The organism is Mesorhizobium sp. WSM4807 (assembly GCF_055811615.1).
This window is the reverse complement of the sequence record NZ_JBVVQY010000011.1, coordinates 104,472-121,352: the sequence shown is the minus strand read 5'-3', so window position 1 is coordinate 121,352 and position 16,881 is coordinate 104,472. Positions and strand designations below refer to the sequence as shown.

Here is a 16,881-nt window from a genome sequence, read left to right as displayed (position 1 = left end):
CGCTTCGCTCCTTGCTTCGCCCTGGGATGACGAAGGCGATGAAAGTTCAATGCGCCTCTTCCCAATTGTCGGCGGCGCGGGCGTCGACGTGCAGCGGCACTGACATCGACACCGCCGGCATCGCGGCGTTCTCCATCACATGGCGCACGACGGGGATCGTCGCCTCGACCTCCGCTTCGGCCGTCTCGAAGACCAGTTCGTCATGCACTTGCAGCAACATGCGGGCGGAAAGCTTCGCTTTTTCCAGCGCATCGTCCATGCGTATCATGGCGCGGCGGATGATGTCGGCCGCGGTGCCCTGCAGCCGGGCATTGATCGAGGCGCGCTCGTTGAAGGCACGGACTGAAGGATTCGACGACCGTATCTCCGGATAGTGGATGCGGCGGCCGAAGATGGTTTCGACGAAGCCGTGCTCGCGGGCATAGGCCTTGGTCGCGTCGATGTAGTCGCGGATGCCCGGGAAGCGTTCGAAATATTTCTTGATATAGGCGCCGGCCTCTTCGCGCGGGATCGACAGCTGATTGGCGAGGCCAAAGGCGGAAATGCCGTAGATGATGCCAAAATTGATCGCCTTGGCGCGGCGGCGTATCTCCGCGGGCATGCCCTCGACCGGCACGTTGAACATCTCCGACGCGGTGATGGAGTGGATGTCGGCGCCGTCGGCAAACGCCTGCTTGAGCTGCGGGATCTCGGCGACATGGGCGAGCACGCGCAGCTCGATCTGGCTGTAGTCGGCGGAAACCAGCTTGTTGCCCTTGTCGGCGATGAAGGCTGTCCTGATCTTCCGACCCTCGACGGTGCGTACCGGGATGTTTTGCAGGTTGGGATCGGAGGACGACAGCCGGCCCGTCGTCGTCGCGGCAAGGGCGTAGGAGGTGTGGACGCGCTTCGTATCGGGATGGACGAAACCCGGCAGCGCATCGGTATAGGTCGATTTCAATTTGGTCAGCTGGCGCCAGTCGACGATCTTGCGCGGCAGTTCGTGGCCTTCTGCGGCGAGGTCTTCCAGGAGCTGCGCCGAGGTCGACCATTGGCCGGTCTTGGTCTTGGAGCCACCGGGCAGGCCCATCCTGCCGAACAAGATGTCGCCGAGCTGTTTTGGCGAGCCGATATTGATGCGCTCGCCGACGAGCTGGTAGATTTCATCCTCCAGCCGCGCGGCGCCCTGTGCCAGTTCGCCGGAGAGCCGCGACAGGATCTGCCGGTCGACGGAGATGCCGCGCTGCTCCATCCTTGCCAGAACCGGCACCAGCGGCCGTTCCAGCCGCTCGTAGACTGAGACGAGGCCCTTGGCGGCAAGCCGTGGCTTCAGCACCCGCCAGAGCCTGAGCGTCACATCGGCGTGCTCCGCGGCATAAGTCGTTGCCTTGTCGATATCGACCTGGTCGAAGCCGACGAAGCTTCTTCCAGAGCCGGCCAGCTCCTTGAGAGTAATGGTCGAGTGGCCGAGCCACTTTTCCGACAGAGCCGCCATGCTGTGGCCGCCGGACGTGCCTGCGTCGAGCACGTAGGAAATCAGCATGGTGTCGTCGAAGGGGGCGACATCGATGCCGTGGCGGCTCATGACGACGAGATCGTATTTCAGCTCCTGCACGATCTTGAGAACCGACTTGTCCTCCAGCAACGGCTTCAGGATGCCAAGCGCCTCACGGATCGGGATCTGGTTTTCGACCATTCCGCCGCCGAGCAGGTCGCCATTGCCGCTTTTATGAGCGAGCGGCACATAGGCGGCGCGACCGGGCGCGGTGGCTATGGACAGGCCGATCAGCTCGGCCCGCATCGGATCGGCTGACGTGGTCTCGGTGTCGAAGGCGACGATGCCGGTCTCCATCGCCTCGGCCACCCATGCATTCAGCACTGCTGTGTCGCGGATGGAGACGTAGGCGCTGGTGTCGATCTTGCTGGCGGTGGCGTCCTCGAAGCGAAGCGCCGAGAGAAGCGATGGCGTGTCGCCTTCCTTGGGTTCCACCTTGACGGTGGCCGGCACTGCTTCTCCGGCTTCGTCTGTCACTGTGCCTGCCGCGCTTCCGGCGGCTGCCGCCACGCCAAACCCGACATCGGGACCATGCGCGGTGTCGGCGCGCTCGATAATGACGGGCACGGCCTTAACATCAGCCGCTTCCGTTCCGGTCGCTTCCGCCACGCGGCGGGTCAGCGAGGAGAATTCCATCGTCTTGAGGAAGCCGATCAGCTTTGGTCCGTCGGGCGGATGCAACACGAAATCGTCGAGTCCGCTGATCCCCGGCACGTCATTCTTCAGCGTCACCAGTTCACGCGAAATGCGCGCCTTGTCGGCGTTGGCAATGATCGATTCGCGCCGTTTGTCCTGCTTGATCTCGGCGGCGCGGGCGAGCAGCGTATCTAGATCGCCGAACTGTTCCAGCAATTGCGCCGCGGTCTTCGGCCCGATGCCGGGCACGCCCGGCACATTGTCGACCGAATCGCCGGTCAGCGCCTGCAGGTCGATCATTTTTTCTGGCGGCACGCCCCATTTCTCGATCACCTCGGGAACGCCGATCTGGCGGTCCTTCATCGGGTCGTACATGGCGACCGAAGGGCCGACCAGTTGCATCAGATCCTTGTCGGAGGAAATGATGGTGGTGTCGCCGCCGGCTTCGCAGGCAAGCCGGCAATAGGTGGCGATCAGGTCGTCGGCCTCATAGCCTTCTGTCTCGAGGCAGGGCAGGTTGAAGGCCCTGGTCGCCTGGCGGATCAGGCCGAACTGCGGGATCAGATCTTCCGGCGGTGCCGAGCGGTTGGCCTTGTATTCGGGGTAGAGGTCGTTGCGGAAGGTTTTCGACGAATAGTCGAAGATGACGGCGAAATGCGTCGGCACGATGCCGACATCGGTGTTGCGGGCGTCCTGCGTCAGCTTCCACACCATGTTGCAGAAGCCGAGCACGGCACTGGTTGGCAGCCCGTCGGATTTGCGGGTCAGCGGCGGTAGCGCGTGATAGGCACGGAAGATGTAGCCGGAGCCGTCGACAAGGAAGAGATGATCGCCTTTTTTCATGGGACGAAGGGATAGCGCGGCGCGGCGTCGTGGTCCATGCCAAAGGCGGCCTCAACCACCGGTTCCGGCAACATCCCTGACAAGTCGATCCGATCACGGGTATGTTACGAAAGTGTAATCTTCGTGCCCTTGAATCGCCACGTTCGGAGACACAGATAAACGCCATCGGCATTTTTCGCCGAGGTCCGGAGCAAGGCCCGTCCCCCGCCTATCCCGGACACTTGCGGCAGCCTATCCCCCTCTCCGGGCTGCCGCATCGTTTCGAGTAAAGGCCGCCGTGGTTCCCCCTCCACCACGGCGGCATTTTTTTGCTCTTTGAAGCCCGTGGTCCAACGACCGCCGGCTTTTCGTTTCTGCCTCGCAGCTTTAGGGTTGCCGCTCAGAATCGAAAGGCCTGATAAAAATGTCCAGAATTTCTCCCGTCCTCGACCACCTCGACAACAACCTCGACGAGAGCCTGGAGCGCCTGTTCGGCCTGCTCAGGATCAAGTCGATCTCGACCGACCCGACCTATGCCGCAGACTGCCGCAAGGCGGCGGAATGGCTGGTGGCGGAGCTCAAACTGATCGGCTTCGACGCCGGCGTGCGTGACACGCCAGGCCATCCGATGGTGGTGGCGCACCATGACGGGCCGGCGGGCGCACCGCATGTCCTGTTCTATGGCCATTACGACGTGCAGCCGGTCGACCCGATCGAGCTTTGGGAAAGCGATCCGTTCGCACCTTCGGTGAAGGAGATCGAGCCCGGCCATCGGGTGATCACGGGACGTGGTTCGGCCGACGACAAGGGGCAGCTGATGACCTTCGTCGAGGCTTGCCGCGCTTGGAAGCAAGCGCATGGCGGGCTGCCGTGCCGCATCACAATCCTGTTCGAAGGCGAGGAGGAGTCCGGCTCGCCATCGCTGAAGCCGTTCCTCGAGGCAAATGCGGCCGAGCTCAAGGCCGACTTTGCGCTTGTCTGCGACACCGGCATGTGGGACCGCGATACGCCGTCCATCTGCGTCGCGCTGCGCGGACTGGTCGGCGAGGAGATCACGGTGAAGGCCGCCGACCGCGACTTGCATTCCGGTCTCTATGGCGGTGCTGCCGCCAATCCAATCCGCATCCTGGCCAGGATACTGGCCGACATCCACGACCAGAACGCCCATGTCACCATTCCGGGGTTCTATGACGGCGTCGAGGAGACGCCTTCGCAGATCCTGAAGTCATGGGAGGCGCTCGGCGAGACCGCCGAGACGTTCCTTGGGCCTGTCGGCCTGTCGATCCCATCCGGCGAAAAGGGCCGCTCGGTGCTCGAACTCACCTGGGCGCGGCCGACGGCCGAGTTCAACGGCATTACCGGCGGCTATACCGGCAAGGGGTTCAAGACGGTGATCGCGGCGGAAGCCTCGGCAAAAGTTTCCTTCCGCCTTGTCCACAAGCAGAATCCCCAGAAGATCCGAGTCGCTTTCCAGGCCTTCGTCAGGGAGCGCATCCCTGCCGACTGCTCAGTCGATTTCCACCCGCATGGCGGCTCGCCGGCGATCCAGCTTTCCTACGACTCGCCGTTTCTCGCCAAGGCCAAGGACGCGCTGTCCGACGAATGGCCGAAACCGGCGGTGATGACGGGAAGCGGCGGCTCGATTCCGGTGGTCGGCGATTTCCAGACCTATCTCGGCATCGAATCGTTGCTGGTCGGTTTCGGGCTCGACGATGACCGCATCCATTCGCCGAACGAGAAATACGAGATGAGTTCCTTCCACAAGGGACAACGCTCCTGGGCGCGCATTCTCGATGCGCTGACACGCTGACAGGGCAAGAATTCAACTTTCTGTTGATTTTTCATCGGATCGCGGCAAGGACGGGCTAAAGCGCGTCGCGTTTGACCTGCCTGATGCGACGCGCTTTAGGTTGTTGTTTTATGCAGGTCGTTATCGCAAAACCGCTGCACACTTTTGCGCGACATGCATTAGAGCGACGTGCGTCCAGTCGCGACCGGAGAAGATGATGAGCGATATCCGCTTCCATAAGAACGACCTACCGGGGCTCTTGCACTACGACGTCGGGGCGGTCGCCATCGACACGGAGACGCTGGGACTCAATCCGCATCGCGACCGGCTTTGCGTGGTGCAGATCTCGCCGGGCGACGGTTCCGCCGACGTCATCCAGATCGCGCCCGGCCAGAAGAAGGCGCCGAACCTTGTCAGCCTGCTCAAGAACCGCAGCATAACCAAGCTGTTCCATTTCGGCCGTTTCGATCTCGCCGTGCTCTACAACGCCTTCGGCGTCATGCCGGAGCCGGTGTTCTGCACCAAGATCGCCTCGCGGCTTACCCGAACCTATACCGACCGGCACGGGCTGAAGGACATCTGCTTTGAGCTTCTCGGCGTCAGCCTGTCGAAGGCGCAGCAATCGTCGGACTGGGCGGCGGAGACGCTGTCGCCCGAACAACTCGAATACGCCGCCTCCGACGTGCTCTATCTGCACCAGCTGCGCGATGTTCTGACAGCGCGGCTGGCGCGCGACAACCGGAGCAAGGAGGCCGAGGCCTGCTTCCGCTTCCTGCCCACGCGTGCGAAACTCGACCTGATGGGCTGGGATGAGGCAGACATCTTCGCCCACAGCTAAGGTGAACCAGGTGTTCGCCGCGACGTTCTGTCGGTCCATGGAGGGATGAAATGGCTGCCAGAAAACCAATCGAAACAGCGCCCAAGGATGGCTCCAAGGTCACCGTCTACTGGAAGGACAGCGACGGCGTGATGAACGAATCCATCGCGCAGTACCGGTCGCTCGACCGCCTGAAGGCGGCCGGCGGCGACTGGGACGAGAACGACACCGGCTGGTGGGCGTATACGGACGGCCATACGCAAAGGAAGATCGAACCGATCAGCTGGCGGCCTGCATCCGGGGATGACGACGACGAATGACGCCGCTGGCGGCGCCGGCTCCTTTCCAATAGTTTGGCCCTGTTGCAATCGGAGGTCGATTCGGAGCTTGCTGCTCCGCGGCCATTCGCTCAGGAGGGATATGCAATGGGTACTGAAAGCCTGCTTGTCTTCATCATCATCGGCGCCATCGCCGGTTGGCTCGCCGGCCTGATGGTCAAGGGTTTCGGCCTCGGCCTTGTCGGCAATATCGCCGTCGGCATTGTCGGTGCCTTCATCGCCGGTTGGCTCTTCCCAAGGCTGGGGTTCGCCATAGGCGGTGGCATATTTGCCTCCATCATCCACGCCACGATCGGCGCGGTCATCCTGCTCGTGCTGATCAAGCTGGTGAAGCAGGCCTGATCCTCGAAGCACATCAAGGGCGCGCCATGAAACAGAACATGCTCTATCTCATCATCGGCGCGCTCGTCGTGGTGGTCATCGCGCTCGGCGTCTATGTCTATCGCGAGCAAACCAGGCCGAAGGGCGTGGAACTCAAGATCGACGACAAAGGCATTTCGATCCAGCAGAACTGAGCGCGCCGGGTTGGCGCGGCAAAGGTGCCGACGACCTACCCCATCAGGCCGAAAATTGACGATAAGGCAGGGGCCGCTCCATCCTTCGATGCAGCCGGAGAGAAGCCAAGCTGGATATGTAATGAGAGTGACGTATCGACACATTCGCGGTATGATCTTGGTACAGGGAGTTTGGGGCCAACCCACCTACTATTAGGAGGTTGCCATGAGGCACCAAACACTGGACCAACTGCATACGGTGGCAAAGGTACACAGAGACCCAACACCTCCTGCAATGGACCGAACCCAGCGTCTCGAACGTTGGTCAAAACTTCTTGAACGGCAGCCCAACCGACTCCTCACCGCACTTATCGGGACCGAATATCGTTCGTCACCCGAGCGCGAAATTATGCGTGGCGAAGGCTCGCCAATATCGGTTGCCTTCGAGGATTCGATCCTGCGCGATGAGGGGCTGAAAGACGATACTTATGGCGAAGCAAAGCGTTTCTTCGAATTGACCGACAATGAGCTCCACGAAATTGTCTGCTACTGCCATGTGGGCGAGACGATGCAATCATCCTGGGCAGCGCTTTCCGTTCGTGCTGCGATTGGCTAACGAATGATCCCCCAGTGCGCGTGACTTTGGTGACAAGGTCATGCGTAGATTCAATGGTTTAGAGCGCGGTCGAACGCACTTTACCGATCGCGCTCTAATGACGAGCATAGATTGCGGCTACCTTGCTATGGGCGGTCCGCGCCGAACGACTGCGGCTGGGCAGTTGATGCCGAAATGCGAGACCGCTCCGCCGTCTCGCGATAGACGCCCTTGTTGCCGACCGCCAGGAGCAAGGAACGGAGCGGTGACGTGCCGTAACGCATTGAATTAACTTTGAACCATTTAACCCGCCCTTAAATCGCCGCATCTACTCTTCACCCCGAACGCCATGGAGCGACGTGCGTCCGTTCGGACGCACAGAGTGCGCTCTACGACTTTGAAGCTTCGCATCAGCCCGAAAATTGCGAGTTGCGGGCCGATGCGATAGGCATCGGGACAGACAGCACAGCGCATGGCGAACCGCAGAGACAGCCGCATCGAACCGAGCTTCGAGGGACCGCCACGGGCGAAATCCTCGGCCGGTTTTTCGGTGAGCGAGGAGGATCGCGTCGTGCCGAGCAACCGCAAGACCTCTGCAAAGCGCCAATCGGCCAAGACAAAGTCGTCGCGTCGAGGACGCGGCAAAAGCCGGCGCGGCCTGTTCGGCGTGCTCGGCCGGTTGGCCTACTGGTGCTTCGTTCTGGCCATCTGGGGCGGCATCGCCACCGCCGGCATCGTTGTCTATTACGGTGCGAAAATGCCGGCGGCCACCACCTGGGCCATTCCCGACCGCGCACCCAATATCAGGATCGTCTCCGTCGACGGAAAGCTGCTTGCCAATCGCGGCATGAGCGGCGGCGAAGCCGTCGGCCTGCATGAAATGTCGGCCTATATTCCCGAGGCCGTCATCGCCATCGAAGATCGCCGCTTCTATTCGCATTTGGGCATCGACCCGATCGGTCTGTCCAGAGCCATGGTGGCCAACGTTCTCGGCGGGCGTTTTTCGCAGGGCGGCTCGACGCTGACGCAGCAATTGGCGAAAAACCTGTTCCTGACGCCCGATCGCACGCTGGAACGCAAGGTGCAGGAAGTGCTTCTGGCGCTGTGGCTCGAGCACAAGCACACCAAGGACCAGATCCTCGAAATGTACCTCAACCGGGTCTATTTCGGCTCCGGCGCCTATGGTGTCGAAGCGGCCTCGCGCCGCTATTTCGGCAAGAGCGCGCGCGATGTCACGCTGCCCGAAGCCGCACTCCTCGCTGGCCTGTTGAAGGCGCCCTCGCGACTGTCTCCGGCGCGTGACCCGAAGGCGGCCGAGCAGCGCGCGCAGCTCGTTCTCGCCGCCATGCGCGACGAAGGCAAGATCAGCGCCAAGGAACTGACCACGGCGATGACCGCGCCGGCGTCGCGGGTGGCATCCTACTGGACGGGCTCGGAAAACTATGTCGCCGACACCATCGTGGAAAAACTGCCCGACCTGATCGGCGACGTGCGCGGCGACATCATCGTCGACACCACCGTCGACCTCACGCTGCAGAAGCTCGCCGAACAATCGATCCGCCGGCTGATCGACGGGAGCGGCAAAAAGCTCAATGCCAGCCAGGGCGTGCTGGTGTCGATAGACAATTCCGGCGCGGTACGTGCCATGGTCGGCGGCTATGATTATTCGACCAGCCAGTTCGACCGTGCCTCGGAGGCGCGCCGCCAGCCGGGCTCGGCGTTTAAGCCGTTTGTTTACATGGCGGCGCTGGAGGCCGGCCGTACGCCCGACAGCGTGCGCAATGACGCGCCGATCAGAATAGGCAAATGGACGCCAACCAATTACGGCGGCAAGTATTTCGGCAAGGTGACGCTGGCGACGGCGCTGGCGAAATCGCTGAACTCGGTGGCCGCCCAGCTGACGATGGAAGTCGGACCTGACGCCGTCGTCGAGGCGGCGCATCGCATGGGCATCCAGTCCGACCTCACGGCCAACACCTCGATCGCGCTCGGCACCTCTGAAGTGACGCCGCTTGAATTGACGTCGGCCTATGTCCCCTTTGCCAATGGCGGCCACCGGCCGGACGTCCATTTTATCCGCCGCGTGACGACAGCCGGCGGCAAGGTGCTCTACGACAACAATGGCGGCGGCGCCCCGCGCGTCGTCAAGCCCGAGATTGTCGGTATGATGAACTCGATGATGACCGGCACTGTCGAAATCGGCACTGCCAGGAAGGCGGCCTTTGCCTGGCCGGCCGCCGGCAAGACCGGCACCAGCCAGAATTCGCGCGACGCCTGGTTCATCGGCTATACCGCCAATCTCACCACCGGCGTCTGGTTCGGCAATGACGATGGCAGTCCGATGAAGAAGGTCACCGGCGGCGCGCTGCCGGCGCAGGCCTGGCATGAATTCATGGTCGCCGCGCATGAAGGCGTGCCGGTGCGGCCGCTGCCTGGAACATGGAGGTCGACGCCTGCGGATACGATCGTGCAGGACGAAATACCGTCCAACACGCCGCAACCGGCGCCGGTGCCGTCCGCTTCGGTCAGCCAATCCGCGCCGTCCGCCCAAAAAGCGTCATCGCCTCGTGCTGTGCGTCCAGCCGAAACGGTCGATGGCGGCGGCTTCGGCATGCCAGGCGGTGACCGCACCACCGCATCGGTCAAGCGCCCGGTGCCGCCCGGCGATGTCGGCGGCCCGGTCAAGAAGCGGCAGACCTCGATCCTCGACATCCTCACCGGCGGCTGACCCCTCGTCATCGCTGCCGTGTTCCGCTACATCTCCGGGCTACACATCGGCCCGAAAATCGAAATCGATTTTCGGAAAGCACGATGCATGGTTTAAAAGTGCTAGAGCGTACTTTGTGCGTCCAAAGGGACGCACGTCGCCCTAGAGAGATCGCGAATGGCTGAGACCGACACCAGAAAGACCATCGTGCTGACCGGCGCCAGCCGTGGCATCGGCCATGCCACGGTCAAGCGCTTTTCGCGCGAAGGCTGGCGCGTCATCACCTGCTCGCGCCAGGCCTTTGCCGAGGACTGCCCGTGGCCGGCCGGTCCGGAAGACCACATCAAGGTCGATCTGGCCGACCAGGAGGATGTCGGCATCGCGATCTCGGAAATCCGCCATCGGCTGGAAGCGCATGGCGGCCAGCTTCATGCGCTGGTCAACAATGCCGGCATCTCGCCGAAGCTCAAGGACGGCAACAGCCGCATGAATTCGATCGACACGCCGATGCACGTCTGGCGCGACGTGTTCCAGGTCAATTTCTTCGCACCGATCATGCTGGCGCGGGGATTGTTTAGGGAATTGGCGTCGGCCAAAGGCTCGATCGTCAACGTCACCTCGATCGCCGGCACCCGGGTGCACCCCTTCGCCGGCACCGCCTATGCGACGTCAAAGGCCGCGCTCGGCTCGCTGACGCGCGAAATGGCGCATGATTTCGGCCCGCACGGCATCCGCGTCAACGCCATCGCACCCGGCGAGATCGACACGGCGATCCTGTCGCCCGGCACGGAAAAGATCGTCGAGACGATTCCGCTGCGGCGGCTGGGAACCACGGCCGAAGTCGCCGACATCATCTTCTTCCTGTGCTCGCAGCAGGCCTCCTATGTGACGGGTTCGGAAATCCACATCAATGGCGGCCAGCACGTGTGAATGGTGTTTCGCTCACTGAAGGAGCTACGCCGTCGGCGTCTCGGTCGCCTTTAACGGCAACGCCGGTGCCGCAGCATGTCCGATCACCACTTCGACGATACCGCGCGCGATCTCGCGCTCGCCCATGATGACGATGTCGGTTCCGAGCCCCTTGAGATGCTCGACCTCGGCATCGGAATGGGCGCGGGCAATGACGTTGATCTTCGGGTTGGCGGCGCGGGCGCGCAGCACGATCTGACGACAAAGATGGCAGAAGGCGAGCCGCCTTCGGGGCTGGCAATGGTTGCTGCAAAAGAGAAACGGCTAGTGCGCCTGATGCCCGCGATCAGGCCGCCTGCAGCAGGTTCTCGATGTCGACGATGGTGTGGTTGGTCAACGTCTTCGGAATTTCCACTGTGATTTTCTCGGCAACCTCCTTGTGCAGTTTTCGGCGCATGTCGCCCAGCACCTGCGGCGGTGCGATCAGCACCATCTCCTTGAAGGCGCCGCGGTGCGCGAGCTTGTACAGCCGCTCGGCAATTTCGTCGGCGAAACGCTCCTTGCCGAGACGATGCCAGTCAGTGTCCTCGACTGCGCTGCGGTGGACGGAAGGGCCGTCGCTGTAGCGGCCGGGGCGGTCCGAACCTTGCTCTCGCGTCGCCGGATTTGCCTGTTCCATCTCCTGCACGACCTGAAGGTCGGGATATTGGGTGTCGCCACGGTTCTCGAGGAACAGCGCCTTCTCGCCGTCGGCCACCACGATCCACAGTCCGCGTTTTAGCTTGAGGTTGTTCACGGAGCGCTCCTTTTTCCTGTTTTTCATGGTTTTTAGGCCCGTCTCTGGAGCCATTGCCGCAGCTGAACAGCCAGGCTCGGATTCGCAGGGCAAACGCGCGCCGAGGCAGGAATGTTCCGGTGACGACAAGAACAGCGAGCGAGCCAACCAACCAGCCAAGGATGACGGTGTTCGGCCACGACATCGAAGCGGGCTATCATGTAGCAGTCTTCGTGCCCGAGACGGTGGCAGTGGAGCACTCACTCGCCACAGGGGCAGCCTGCTTGACGGGCTGCGTCTTAAGGCTGGAAGAATCTGGCGTTTGGAATCGTTGATATGACGATACACCCGTTTGAGGTGATCCCCATGCAAGCACGATTGATCGTCAGCCTGGTGTCCTTGCTTGTCGATGCGCGCCTTGTGATCGCTCTCGCCTTTTCGGCCGGTGGCGGTGGCAGCGCGCGTTTCACAGTGGATAACAACATCAAGGGAGGTCCAAATGTTTAAGTCTAGCACAACCGCGACGCTGCTTTCGTTAGGTGTGGCGCTGAGCGCGGCGGCGTCGGCCGATCTCGCGCAGGCGGCGAAACGCACCATCACCATGGTCGCGGTCGAGGCCAAGGGCGGGACGACCGTCGACAAGGAGCCGTTCCCGACCGCGGGCCTACCAGAAGGTAAGGGCTACGAGCTCGAAGCGCCCAACGCCGAGGGTCGGTGGGAGGTATCGGCCTACCGCTGGGAGCCCAATCAGATCATCGTGAACCAGGGCGACGAAGTCACGCTCGAAATCCTGGGTGTCAATGGCGCGGAGCATCCGGGGGTGATCGACGGCTACGATGTCAGCTTCACTGTCAAGCGCGGCCAGCTCACAACCGTAACCTTCACCGCCGATAAGACGGGTGTGTTTGAATTTCGGTGTGGGACTCATCAGCCGTCGATGGTGGGCGAGTTGATCGTGCTGGCAGGCGGTTGATCAGCGTGTTCGGCGCTTGGTGACTTTAATCTACTAGATTGGTAGAATTTAGAAGAAAGTGTTTTGTGATATATCTCGCTTGTCGCTAGAACGGCGGCAGATCAAGGCGCGCAGCAGCGGCTTGGATCCGCTCCATTCGTGGGTGTGGAATTTTTTTCTCCTGCCTTTGGTGCTTGCGGAAAAGCGATTGCTTCGCACGAAGCGATGCGCGAGTGCTTTCCTTCTGCTTTTTCGCTCCCGCGCGTAGAACTGACAGCGTATTCAGGATTCCACTCGCCATGCCGCAGGCCACACCCAAGCTCAACGCCTTTCCCGTCTTCATGCGGGTCGAGGGCGAAGCCGTGGCCATCGTCGGCGGCGGCGAGGAGGCTCTGGCCAAGGCGCGACTGATGGGCCAGTCGAGCGGCGTGCTGCGCATCATAGCCGATCCCGCCGAGGCCGAGTTGCTGGCCTTCATCGCCGCGAATGGCGCCATCCACATCGCTGCCGCCTATGATGCCGCGCATCTCGAAGGCGCGGTGATGGTGTTTGCCGCCAGCGGCAATGAGGCGCTTGACCGCCGTGTTGCCGAGGATGCGCGCCGGCTGGGCATTCCGATCAATGCCGTCGACCGGCCGGAGCTGTGCGATTTCTTCACTCCGGCGCTGGTCAACCGCGCGCCGGTCGCCATCGCCATCGGCACGGAAGGGGCGGGCCCGGTGCTTGCCCAGATGCTGCGCAGCCGCATTGACCGCATGCTGTCGCCATCGCTCGGGCCGCTTGCTTCGCTTGCCGCCTCGTTGCGCGGCACCGCCGAGAGATTGCTGCCGAAAGGCAATGCTCGCCGCCGCTTCTGGAGCGACTTTTTCGGCGGCGCGCCGGCCCGCGCCATGGACGCCGGCCAGCTTTCGCAGGCGCATGACGCCGCCGTCGACCTGTTGCTTTCGAACGCGCCGGCATCGGGTCACATTGCCCTGGTTGGCGCGGGTCCCGGTGCCGAAGACCTGCTGACGCTGCGCGCCCACCGCCTGCTGATGGAAGCCGATGTCATCGTCCATGATGCGCTGGTGCCGGAGGCGATCGTCGCCATGGGCCGTCGCGACGCCGAGCGTCTGCCGGTGGGCAAACGCAAGGGCTGCCACACCAAGAGCCAGGCCGAGATCAACGCGCTGCTGATTGAGCTCGGCCATGACGGCAAGCGCGTCGTGCGGCTGAAATCCGGTGATCCGCTGGTGTTCGGGCGGGCGGGCGAGGAAATGGCAGCGCTGCGCGATGCCGGCGTCGCCTATGAGGTGGTTCCGGGCGTCACCGCGGCCTTCGCCGCCGCCGCCGATTTCGAGCTGCCGCTGACGCTGCGCGGCGTGTCTTCGTCGATGGTGTTCACCACCGGCCACGACCTCAAGGGAAATTCGCTGCCCGACTGGGCCAAGCTCGCCATTTCCGGCGCCACGGTCGCCGTCTATATGGGCCGCTCGGTCGCGGCCGAAGTGGCCGGCCGGCTGATCGAGGCCGGCCTGTCGCCGGATACGGCGGTCGCCGTGGTCGAGAATGCCAGCCTTGCCAACCGCCGCCGGTTCCACGGCACGCTCGCCGACCTGCCGTCGTTGGAGGTCCGCGCCGACCTTACCGGCCCGGTCATGACGATCATCGGCGATGCGGTTGCCGGCGCCAACTTTGAACGTTCCGAGCCGCTCGCGGCACACAGGCATGAAGGCGCGGCCCAAACAGCCGCCGAAGGAGCTGAACGATGAAAGTTCTGACCGCAAACCGCCTGACCAACGGCGAAGCCGTCTGGTACGCCAATGGCGGCTGGGCCGAGACCATCGACCATGCCGACGTCGCCCATGACAAAGTGGCTGAGGACCGGCTGGAGGCAATCGGCGCCATGGCCTACGCCAACAACGAAGTGGTCGACGTCAATCTGATCGACGTGGCCGTCGCCAATGGTGTGGTCGAGCCGGTGCGGCTGCGTGAAAAGATCCGCGCCGCCGGCCCGACCAATCGCAACGATTTGGGCAAGCAGGCCCGCCCGGTAGCCGCCCGGGCGGCGTAAACGACAAATTTGATGAAACGGGCGGACGCGCCCGGAAAGACCAGACATGTACCGTTACGACGAGTTCGATCACGATTTCGTCCAGGCCCGCGTTGCCGAGTTCAGCGATCAGGTTACGCGGCGGCTTGCCGGCGAGATCACCGAGGATCAGTTCCGGCCGCTGCGGCTGATGAACGGCGTCTACCTGCAGTTGCACGCCTACATGCTGCGCATCGCGGTGCCTTACGGCACGCTGAACAGCAAGCAGCTGCGCATGCTCGGCCACATCGCACGCAAATACGACAAGGGCTACGGCCACTTCACAACGCGCCAGAACATCCAGTTCAACTGGCCGGCGCTGTCGGACATTCCGGCGATCCTGGCCGATCTGGCGAGTGTGGAAATGCACGCCATCCAGACCAGCGGCAACTGCATCCGCAACGTCACCGCCGACCACTTTGCCGGTGCCGCGGCCGACGAAGTTGCCGATCCGCGCCCCTATGCGGAAATCCTGCGCCAATGGTCGTCGGTGCATCCGGAGTTCTCGTTCCTGCCGAGAAAATTCAAGATCGCAGTGACCGGCGCCGAGCGCGACCGCGCCGCCATCCAGACGCATGACATCGGCCTGCATTTGAAGAAGAACGCTGCCGGCGAACTCGGTTTCGCTGTCTATGTCGGCGGCGGTCAGGGCCGTACACCGATGATCGCCAAGAAGATCCGCGACTTCCTGCCCGAGGCAGACCTTCTGTCCTACTGCACGGCGATCCTGCGCGTTTACAACCTCTACGGCCGCCGCGACAACAAATACAAGGCGCGCATCAAGATCCTCGTCCACGAGACCGGCGTAGAGGAGATCACCCGCCAGGTCGAGGCCGAATGGCAGGAGCTGAAGGATGCAGATCTGAAACTGCCGGAAGCCGACATCCGCGCCATCGATGCCTATTTCGCGCCGCCGGCGCTGGCCGACCGGCCGGAAGGCGACGAAGCGGTCAAGCTTGCCCGCCTCGATTCGAAGAGCTTTTCGGAATGGCTCGACCAGAACGTGGTGACCCACCGCCATCCCGATTATGCCGCCGTGACGATCTCGCTCAAGGGCATCGGCGAAGCGCCGGGCGACGCCTCCGACAGCCAGATGGAAGCGGTCGCCGACCTTGCCGAAAAATATACCTTCGACGAGCTGCGCGTCAGCCATGAGCAGAACCTGATCCTGCCGCATGTCGCGCGCGCCGACCTCAAGGCGGTCTATGACGCACTGGTCGACTTCGGACTGGCGACGGCCAATTCCAACCTGATATCAGACATCATCTCGTGCCCTGGCCTCGATTATTGCGCGCTGGCCACGGCGCGCTCCATTCCGGTGGCGCAGGAAATCTCGCTTCGTTTCGCTTCGCTCGAGCGGCAGCGCGAGATCGGCGAATTGAAGCTGAAGATTTCCGGCTGCATCAACGCCTGCGGCCATCACCATGTCGGCCATATCGGCATCCTCGGCGTCGAAAAGAAGGGCGCCGAACTCTATCAGGTCACGCTCGGCGGCTCGGCCGACGAGAACACCTCGGTCGGTGAGATCATCGGCCGCGGCTTCAGCTCGGCAGAGATCACCGACGCCATCGAACAGATTGTCGAGACCTATCTCGGGCTTCGACTGGACAGAAACGAAAAATTCATCGACGCCTACCGCCGTGTCGGTCCCGCTCCGTTCAAGGAGGCGCTTTATGCTGGCGAAGCCAAGGCCGCTTGATCGTATCGTCGACGTCGAGGCCGGCATCGCCGCCGAAGCGGCGGGGCTCGATGCGCTCTATGGTCATCTGAAGCCGCTGGAGATCATCGAGCGCTCGGCCCGGGAGTTCTTTCGCGGCGAAATCGCCGCGGTTTCGTCCTTTGGCGCGGATTCGGCGGTGCTGCTGCATATGATCGCCAAGATCGACCGGACTTTGCCGGTGATCTTCCTCGACACCGGCAAGCATTTCGAGGAGACGCTCGGCTATCGTGACGCGCTCGTTGCCGACTTCGGGCTGACCGACATCCGGGTGATCACGCCCGAAGAAGCGGCACTCGAACGGATCGATCCGACCGGCAATCTGAACGAGACCGACACCGACGCCTGCTGCGGTGTTCGCAAGGTCGAGCCATTGGCGCGCGGCGTCGAGCCGTTCCGCGCCTGGTTCACCGGCCGCAAGCGTTTTCAGGCGACGACGCGGGCGTCGCTTCCGGTGTTCGAGGCGGTCGGCTCGCGCATCCGCATCAATCCGCTGGCGCATTGGACGACCGCCGACCAGGCCAACTATATGCGCGCGCATGCGCTGCGTGAGAATCCACTGGTCGCCTATGGCTATCTGTCCATAGGCTGCTTCCCGTGCACGCAGCCGGTGCAGCCGGGCGATGACGCGCGCAGCGGCCGCTGGGCAGGGCACGCCAAGACCGAGTGCGGCATCCATTTGTCGGGGCTGGAGAAGTCGCTGACCGACGCATCGCTTTAGGATC

Annotated in this window: 16 protein-coding genes and 1 pseudogene; 14 read left to right on the top strand and 3 right to left on the bottom strand. The window is 62.7% G+C overall.

Going from position 1 to position 16,881, the window contains the following annotated elements; all coding sequences use genetic code 11:
* Window positions 1-46: 46 nt before the first annotated feature.
* Window positions 47-3,013 (bottom strand): DNA polymerase I, encoded by a 2,967-nt coding sequence (gene polA, locus AC0L3N_RS16805; RefSeq protein ID WP_473548646.1) that lies wholly within the window; start codon window positions 3,011-3,013, stop codon window positions 47-49.
* Between the two features lie 403 nt (window positions 3,014-3,416).
* Between polA and AC0L3N_RS16800 the strand changes: the two genes are divergently transcribed.
* From AC0L3N_RS16800 to AC0L3N_RS16765, 8 genes are all read left to right on the top strand, one after another.
* Entirely contained in the window at window positions 3,417-4,802 is a 1,386-nt protein-coding gene (locus AC0L3N_RS16800) for a M20/M25/M40 family metallo-hydrolase (protein ID WP_473548645.1), read from the top strand.
* Window positions 4,803-4,998: 196 nt separating this feature from the next.
* Window positions 4,999-5,619 carry a ribonuclease D gene (locus AC0L3N_RS16795; protein ID WP_095496889.1) on the top strand — a complete coding sequence of 207 codons (621 nt, stop codon included), beginning with the start codon at window positions 4,999-5,001 and terminating at the stop codon, window positions 5,617-5,619.
* A 50-nt stretch (window positions 5,620-5,669) separates the two neighbouring features.
* The gene (locus AC0L3N_RS16790; RefSeq protein WP_095496888.1) at window positions 5,670-5,918 is read left to right on the top strand and encodes a hypothetical protein; all 249 of its coding nucleotides are present in this window, start codon (window positions 5,670-5,672) and stop codon (window positions 5,916-5,918) included.
* A 105-nt stretch (window positions 5,919-6,023) separates the two neighbouring features.
* Window positions 6,024-6,278: a GlsB/YeaQ/YmgE family stress response membrane protein gene (locus AC0L3N_RS16785; RefSeq protein WP_095496887.1), complete on the top strand. Its 255-nt coding sequence runs from the start codon at window positions 6,024-6,026 to the stop codon at window positions 6,276-6,278.
* Window positions 6,279-6,304: 26 nt separating this feature from the next.
* Complete coding sequence (locus tag AC0L3N_RS16780; RefSeq protein WP_029348215.1) at window positions 6,305-6,451, top strand: hypothetical protein; 147 nt, start codon at window positions 6,305-6,307, stop codon at window positions 6,449-6,451.
* A gap of 205 nt (window positions 6,452-6,656) precedes the next feature.
* Complete coding sequence (locus AC0L3N_RS16775) at window positions 6,657-7,046, top strand: hypothetical protein (protein ID WP_095496886.1); 390 nt, start codon at window positions 6,657-6,659, stop codon at window positions 7,044-7,046.
* 451 nt (window positions 7,047-7,497) lie between these two features.
* Window positions 7,498-9,753, top strand: a complete 2,256-nt coding sequence (locus AC0L3N_RS16770; RefSeq protein ID WP_473548643.1) for a transglycosylase domain-containing protein — start codon at window positions 7,498-7,500, stop codon at window positions 9,751-9,753.
* 156 nt (window positions 9,754-9,909) lie between these two features.
* Entirely contained in the window at window positions 9,910-10,662 is a 753-nt protein-coding gene (locus AC0L3N_RS16765) for an SDR family NAD(P)-dependent oxidoreductase (protein ID WP_027153080.1), read from the top strand.
* Window positions 10,663-10,686: 24 nt separating this feature from the next.
* Here AC0L3N_RS16765 and AC0L3N_RS16760 read toward each other — a convergent pair.
* Both AC0L3N_RS16760 and AC0L3N_RS16755 read right to left on the bottom strand, forming a co-directional pair.
* Window positions 10,687-10,899, bottom strand: a pseudogene (locus AC0L3N_RS16760) (NAD-binding protein); the annotation flags it as partial.
* An 88-nt stretch (window positions 10,900-10,987) separates the two neighbouring features.
* The gene (locus tag AC0L3N_RS16755) at window positions 10,988-11,437 is read right to left on the bottom strand and encodes a baeRF12 domain-containing protein (RefSeq protein ID WP_095488474.1); all 450 of its coding nucleotides are present in this window, start codon (window positions 11,435-11,437) and stop codon (window positions 10,988-10,990) included.
* Between the two features lie 315 nt (window positions 11,438-11,752).
* Here AC0L3N_RS16755 and AC0L3N_RS16750 point away from each other — a divergent pair, with 315 nt between their 5' ends.
* The 6 genes from AC0L3N_RS16750 to AC0L3N_RS16725 all read left to right on the top strand — a co-directional run bounded on the left by AC0L3N_RS16750 (window position 11,753) and on the right by AC0L3N_RS16725 (window position 16,877).
* Entirely contained in the window at window positions 11,753-11,923 is a 171-nt protein-coding gene (locus AC0L3N_RS16750; RefSeq protein ID WP_473548642.1) for a hypothetical protein, read from the top strand.
* Window positions 11,916-12,389: a cupredoxin domain-containing protein gene (locus AC0L3N_RS16745; protein WP_123151718.1), complete on the top strand. Its 474-nt coding sequence runs from the start codon at window positions 11,916-11,918 to the stop codon at window positions 12,387-12,389. The genes AC0L3N_RS16750 and AC0L3N_RS16745 overlap by 8 nt, the downstream gene beginning before the upstream one ends.
* Before the next feature lie 278 nt (window positions 12,390-12,667).
* On the top strand, window positions 12,668-14,119 hold the full coding sequence (gene cysG / locus AC0L3N_RS16740) for a siroheme synthase CysG (RefSeq protein ID WP_473548641.1): 1,452 nt from the start codon (window positions 12,668-12,670) through the stop codon (window positions 14,117-14,119).
* Complete coding sequence (locus AC0L3N_RS16735) at window positions 14,116-14,421, top strand: DUF2849 domain-containing protein (RefSeq protein ID WP_473527327.1); 306 nt, start codon at window positions 14,116-14,118, stop codon at window positions 14,419-14,421. The genes cysG and AC0L3N_RS16735 overlap by 4 nt, the downstream gene beginning before the upstream one ends.
* Before the next feature lie 46 nt (window positions 14,422-14,467).
* Complete coding sequence (locus AC0L3N_RS16730; RefSeq protein ID WP_473548640.1) at window positions 14,468-16,138, top strand: nitrite/sulfite reductase; 1,671 nt, start codon at window positions 14,468-14,470, stop codon at window positions 16,136-16,138.
* Window positions 16,113-16,877, top strand: a complete 765-nt coding sequence (locus AC0L3N_RS16725; protein WP_473548638.1) for a phosphoadenylyl-sulfate reductase — start codon at window positions 16,113-16,115, stop codon at window positions 16,875-16,877. Before AC0L3N_RS16730 ends, AC0L3N_RS16725 begins: the two co-directional genes overlap by 26 nt.
* Window positions 16,878-16,881 lie beyond the last annotated feature (4 nt).

Excerpts from the sequence above, each read along its gene's own strand:
- AC0L3N_RS16800 (WP_473548645.1), top strand. The coding sequence starts at position 3,417 with ATGTCCAGAATTTCTCCCGTCCTCGACCACCTCGACAACAACCTCGAC.
- AC0L3N_RS16765 (WP_027153080.1), top strand. The coding sequence starts at position 9,910 with ATGGCTGAGACCGACACCAGAAAGACCATCGTGCTGACCGGCGCCAGC.
- AC0L3N_RS16725 (WP_473548638.1), top strand. The coding sequence starts at position 16,113 with ATGCTGGCGAAGCCAAGGCCGCTTGATCGTATCGTCGACGTCGAGGCC.
- cysG (WP_473548641.1), top strand. The coding sequence starts at position 12,668 with ATGCCGCAGGCCACACCCAAGCTCAACGCCTTTCCCGTCTTCATGCGG.
- AC0L3N_RS16735 (WP_473527327.1), top strand. The coding sequence starts at position 14,116 with ATGAAAGTTCTGACCGCAAACCGCCTGACCAACGGCGAAGCCGTCTGG.
- AC0L3N_RS16770 (WP_473548643.1), top strand. The coding sequence starts at position 7,498 with ATGGCGAACCGCAGAGACAGCCGCATCGAACCGAGCTTCGAGGGACCG.
- AC0L3N_RS16730 (WP_473548640.1), top strand. The coding sequence starts at position 14,468 with ATGTACCGTTACGACGAGTTCGATCACGATTTCGTCCAGGCCCGCGTT.
- AC0L3N_RS16750 (WP_473548642.1), top strand. The coding sequence starts at position 11,753 with ATGACGATACACCCGTTTGAGGTGATCCCCATGCAAGCACGATTGATC.
- AC0L3N_RS16795 (WP_095496889.1), top strand. The coding sequence starts at position 4,999 with ATGAGCGATATCCGCTTCCATAAGAACGACCTACCGGGGCTCTTGCAC.
- AC0L3N_RS16785 (WP_095496887.1), top strand. The coding sequence starts at position 6,024 with ATGGGTACTGAAAGCCTGCTTGTCTTCATCATCATCGGCGCCATCGCC.
- AC0L3N_RS16790 (WP_095496888.1), top strand. The coding sequence starts at position 5,670 with ATGGCTGCCAGAAAACCAATCGAAACAGCGCCCAAGGATGGCTCCAAG.
- AC0L3N_RS16745 (WP_123151718.1), top strand. The coding sequence starts at position 11,916 with ATGTTTAAGTCTAGCACAACCGCGACGCTGCTTTCGTTAGGTGTGGCG.
- polA (WP_473548646.1), bottom strand. The coding sequence starts at position 3,013 with ATGAAAAAAGGCGATCATCTCTTCCTTGTCGACGGCTCCGGCTACATC.
- AC0L3N_RS16780 (WP_029348215.1), top strand. The coding sequence starts at position 6,305 with ATGAAACAGAACATGCTCTATCTCATCATCGGCGCGCTCGTCGTGGTG.
- AC0L3N_RS16775 (WP_095496886.1), top strand. The coding sequence starts at position 6,657 with ATGAGGCACCAAACACTGGACCAACTGCATACGGTGGCAAAGGTACAC.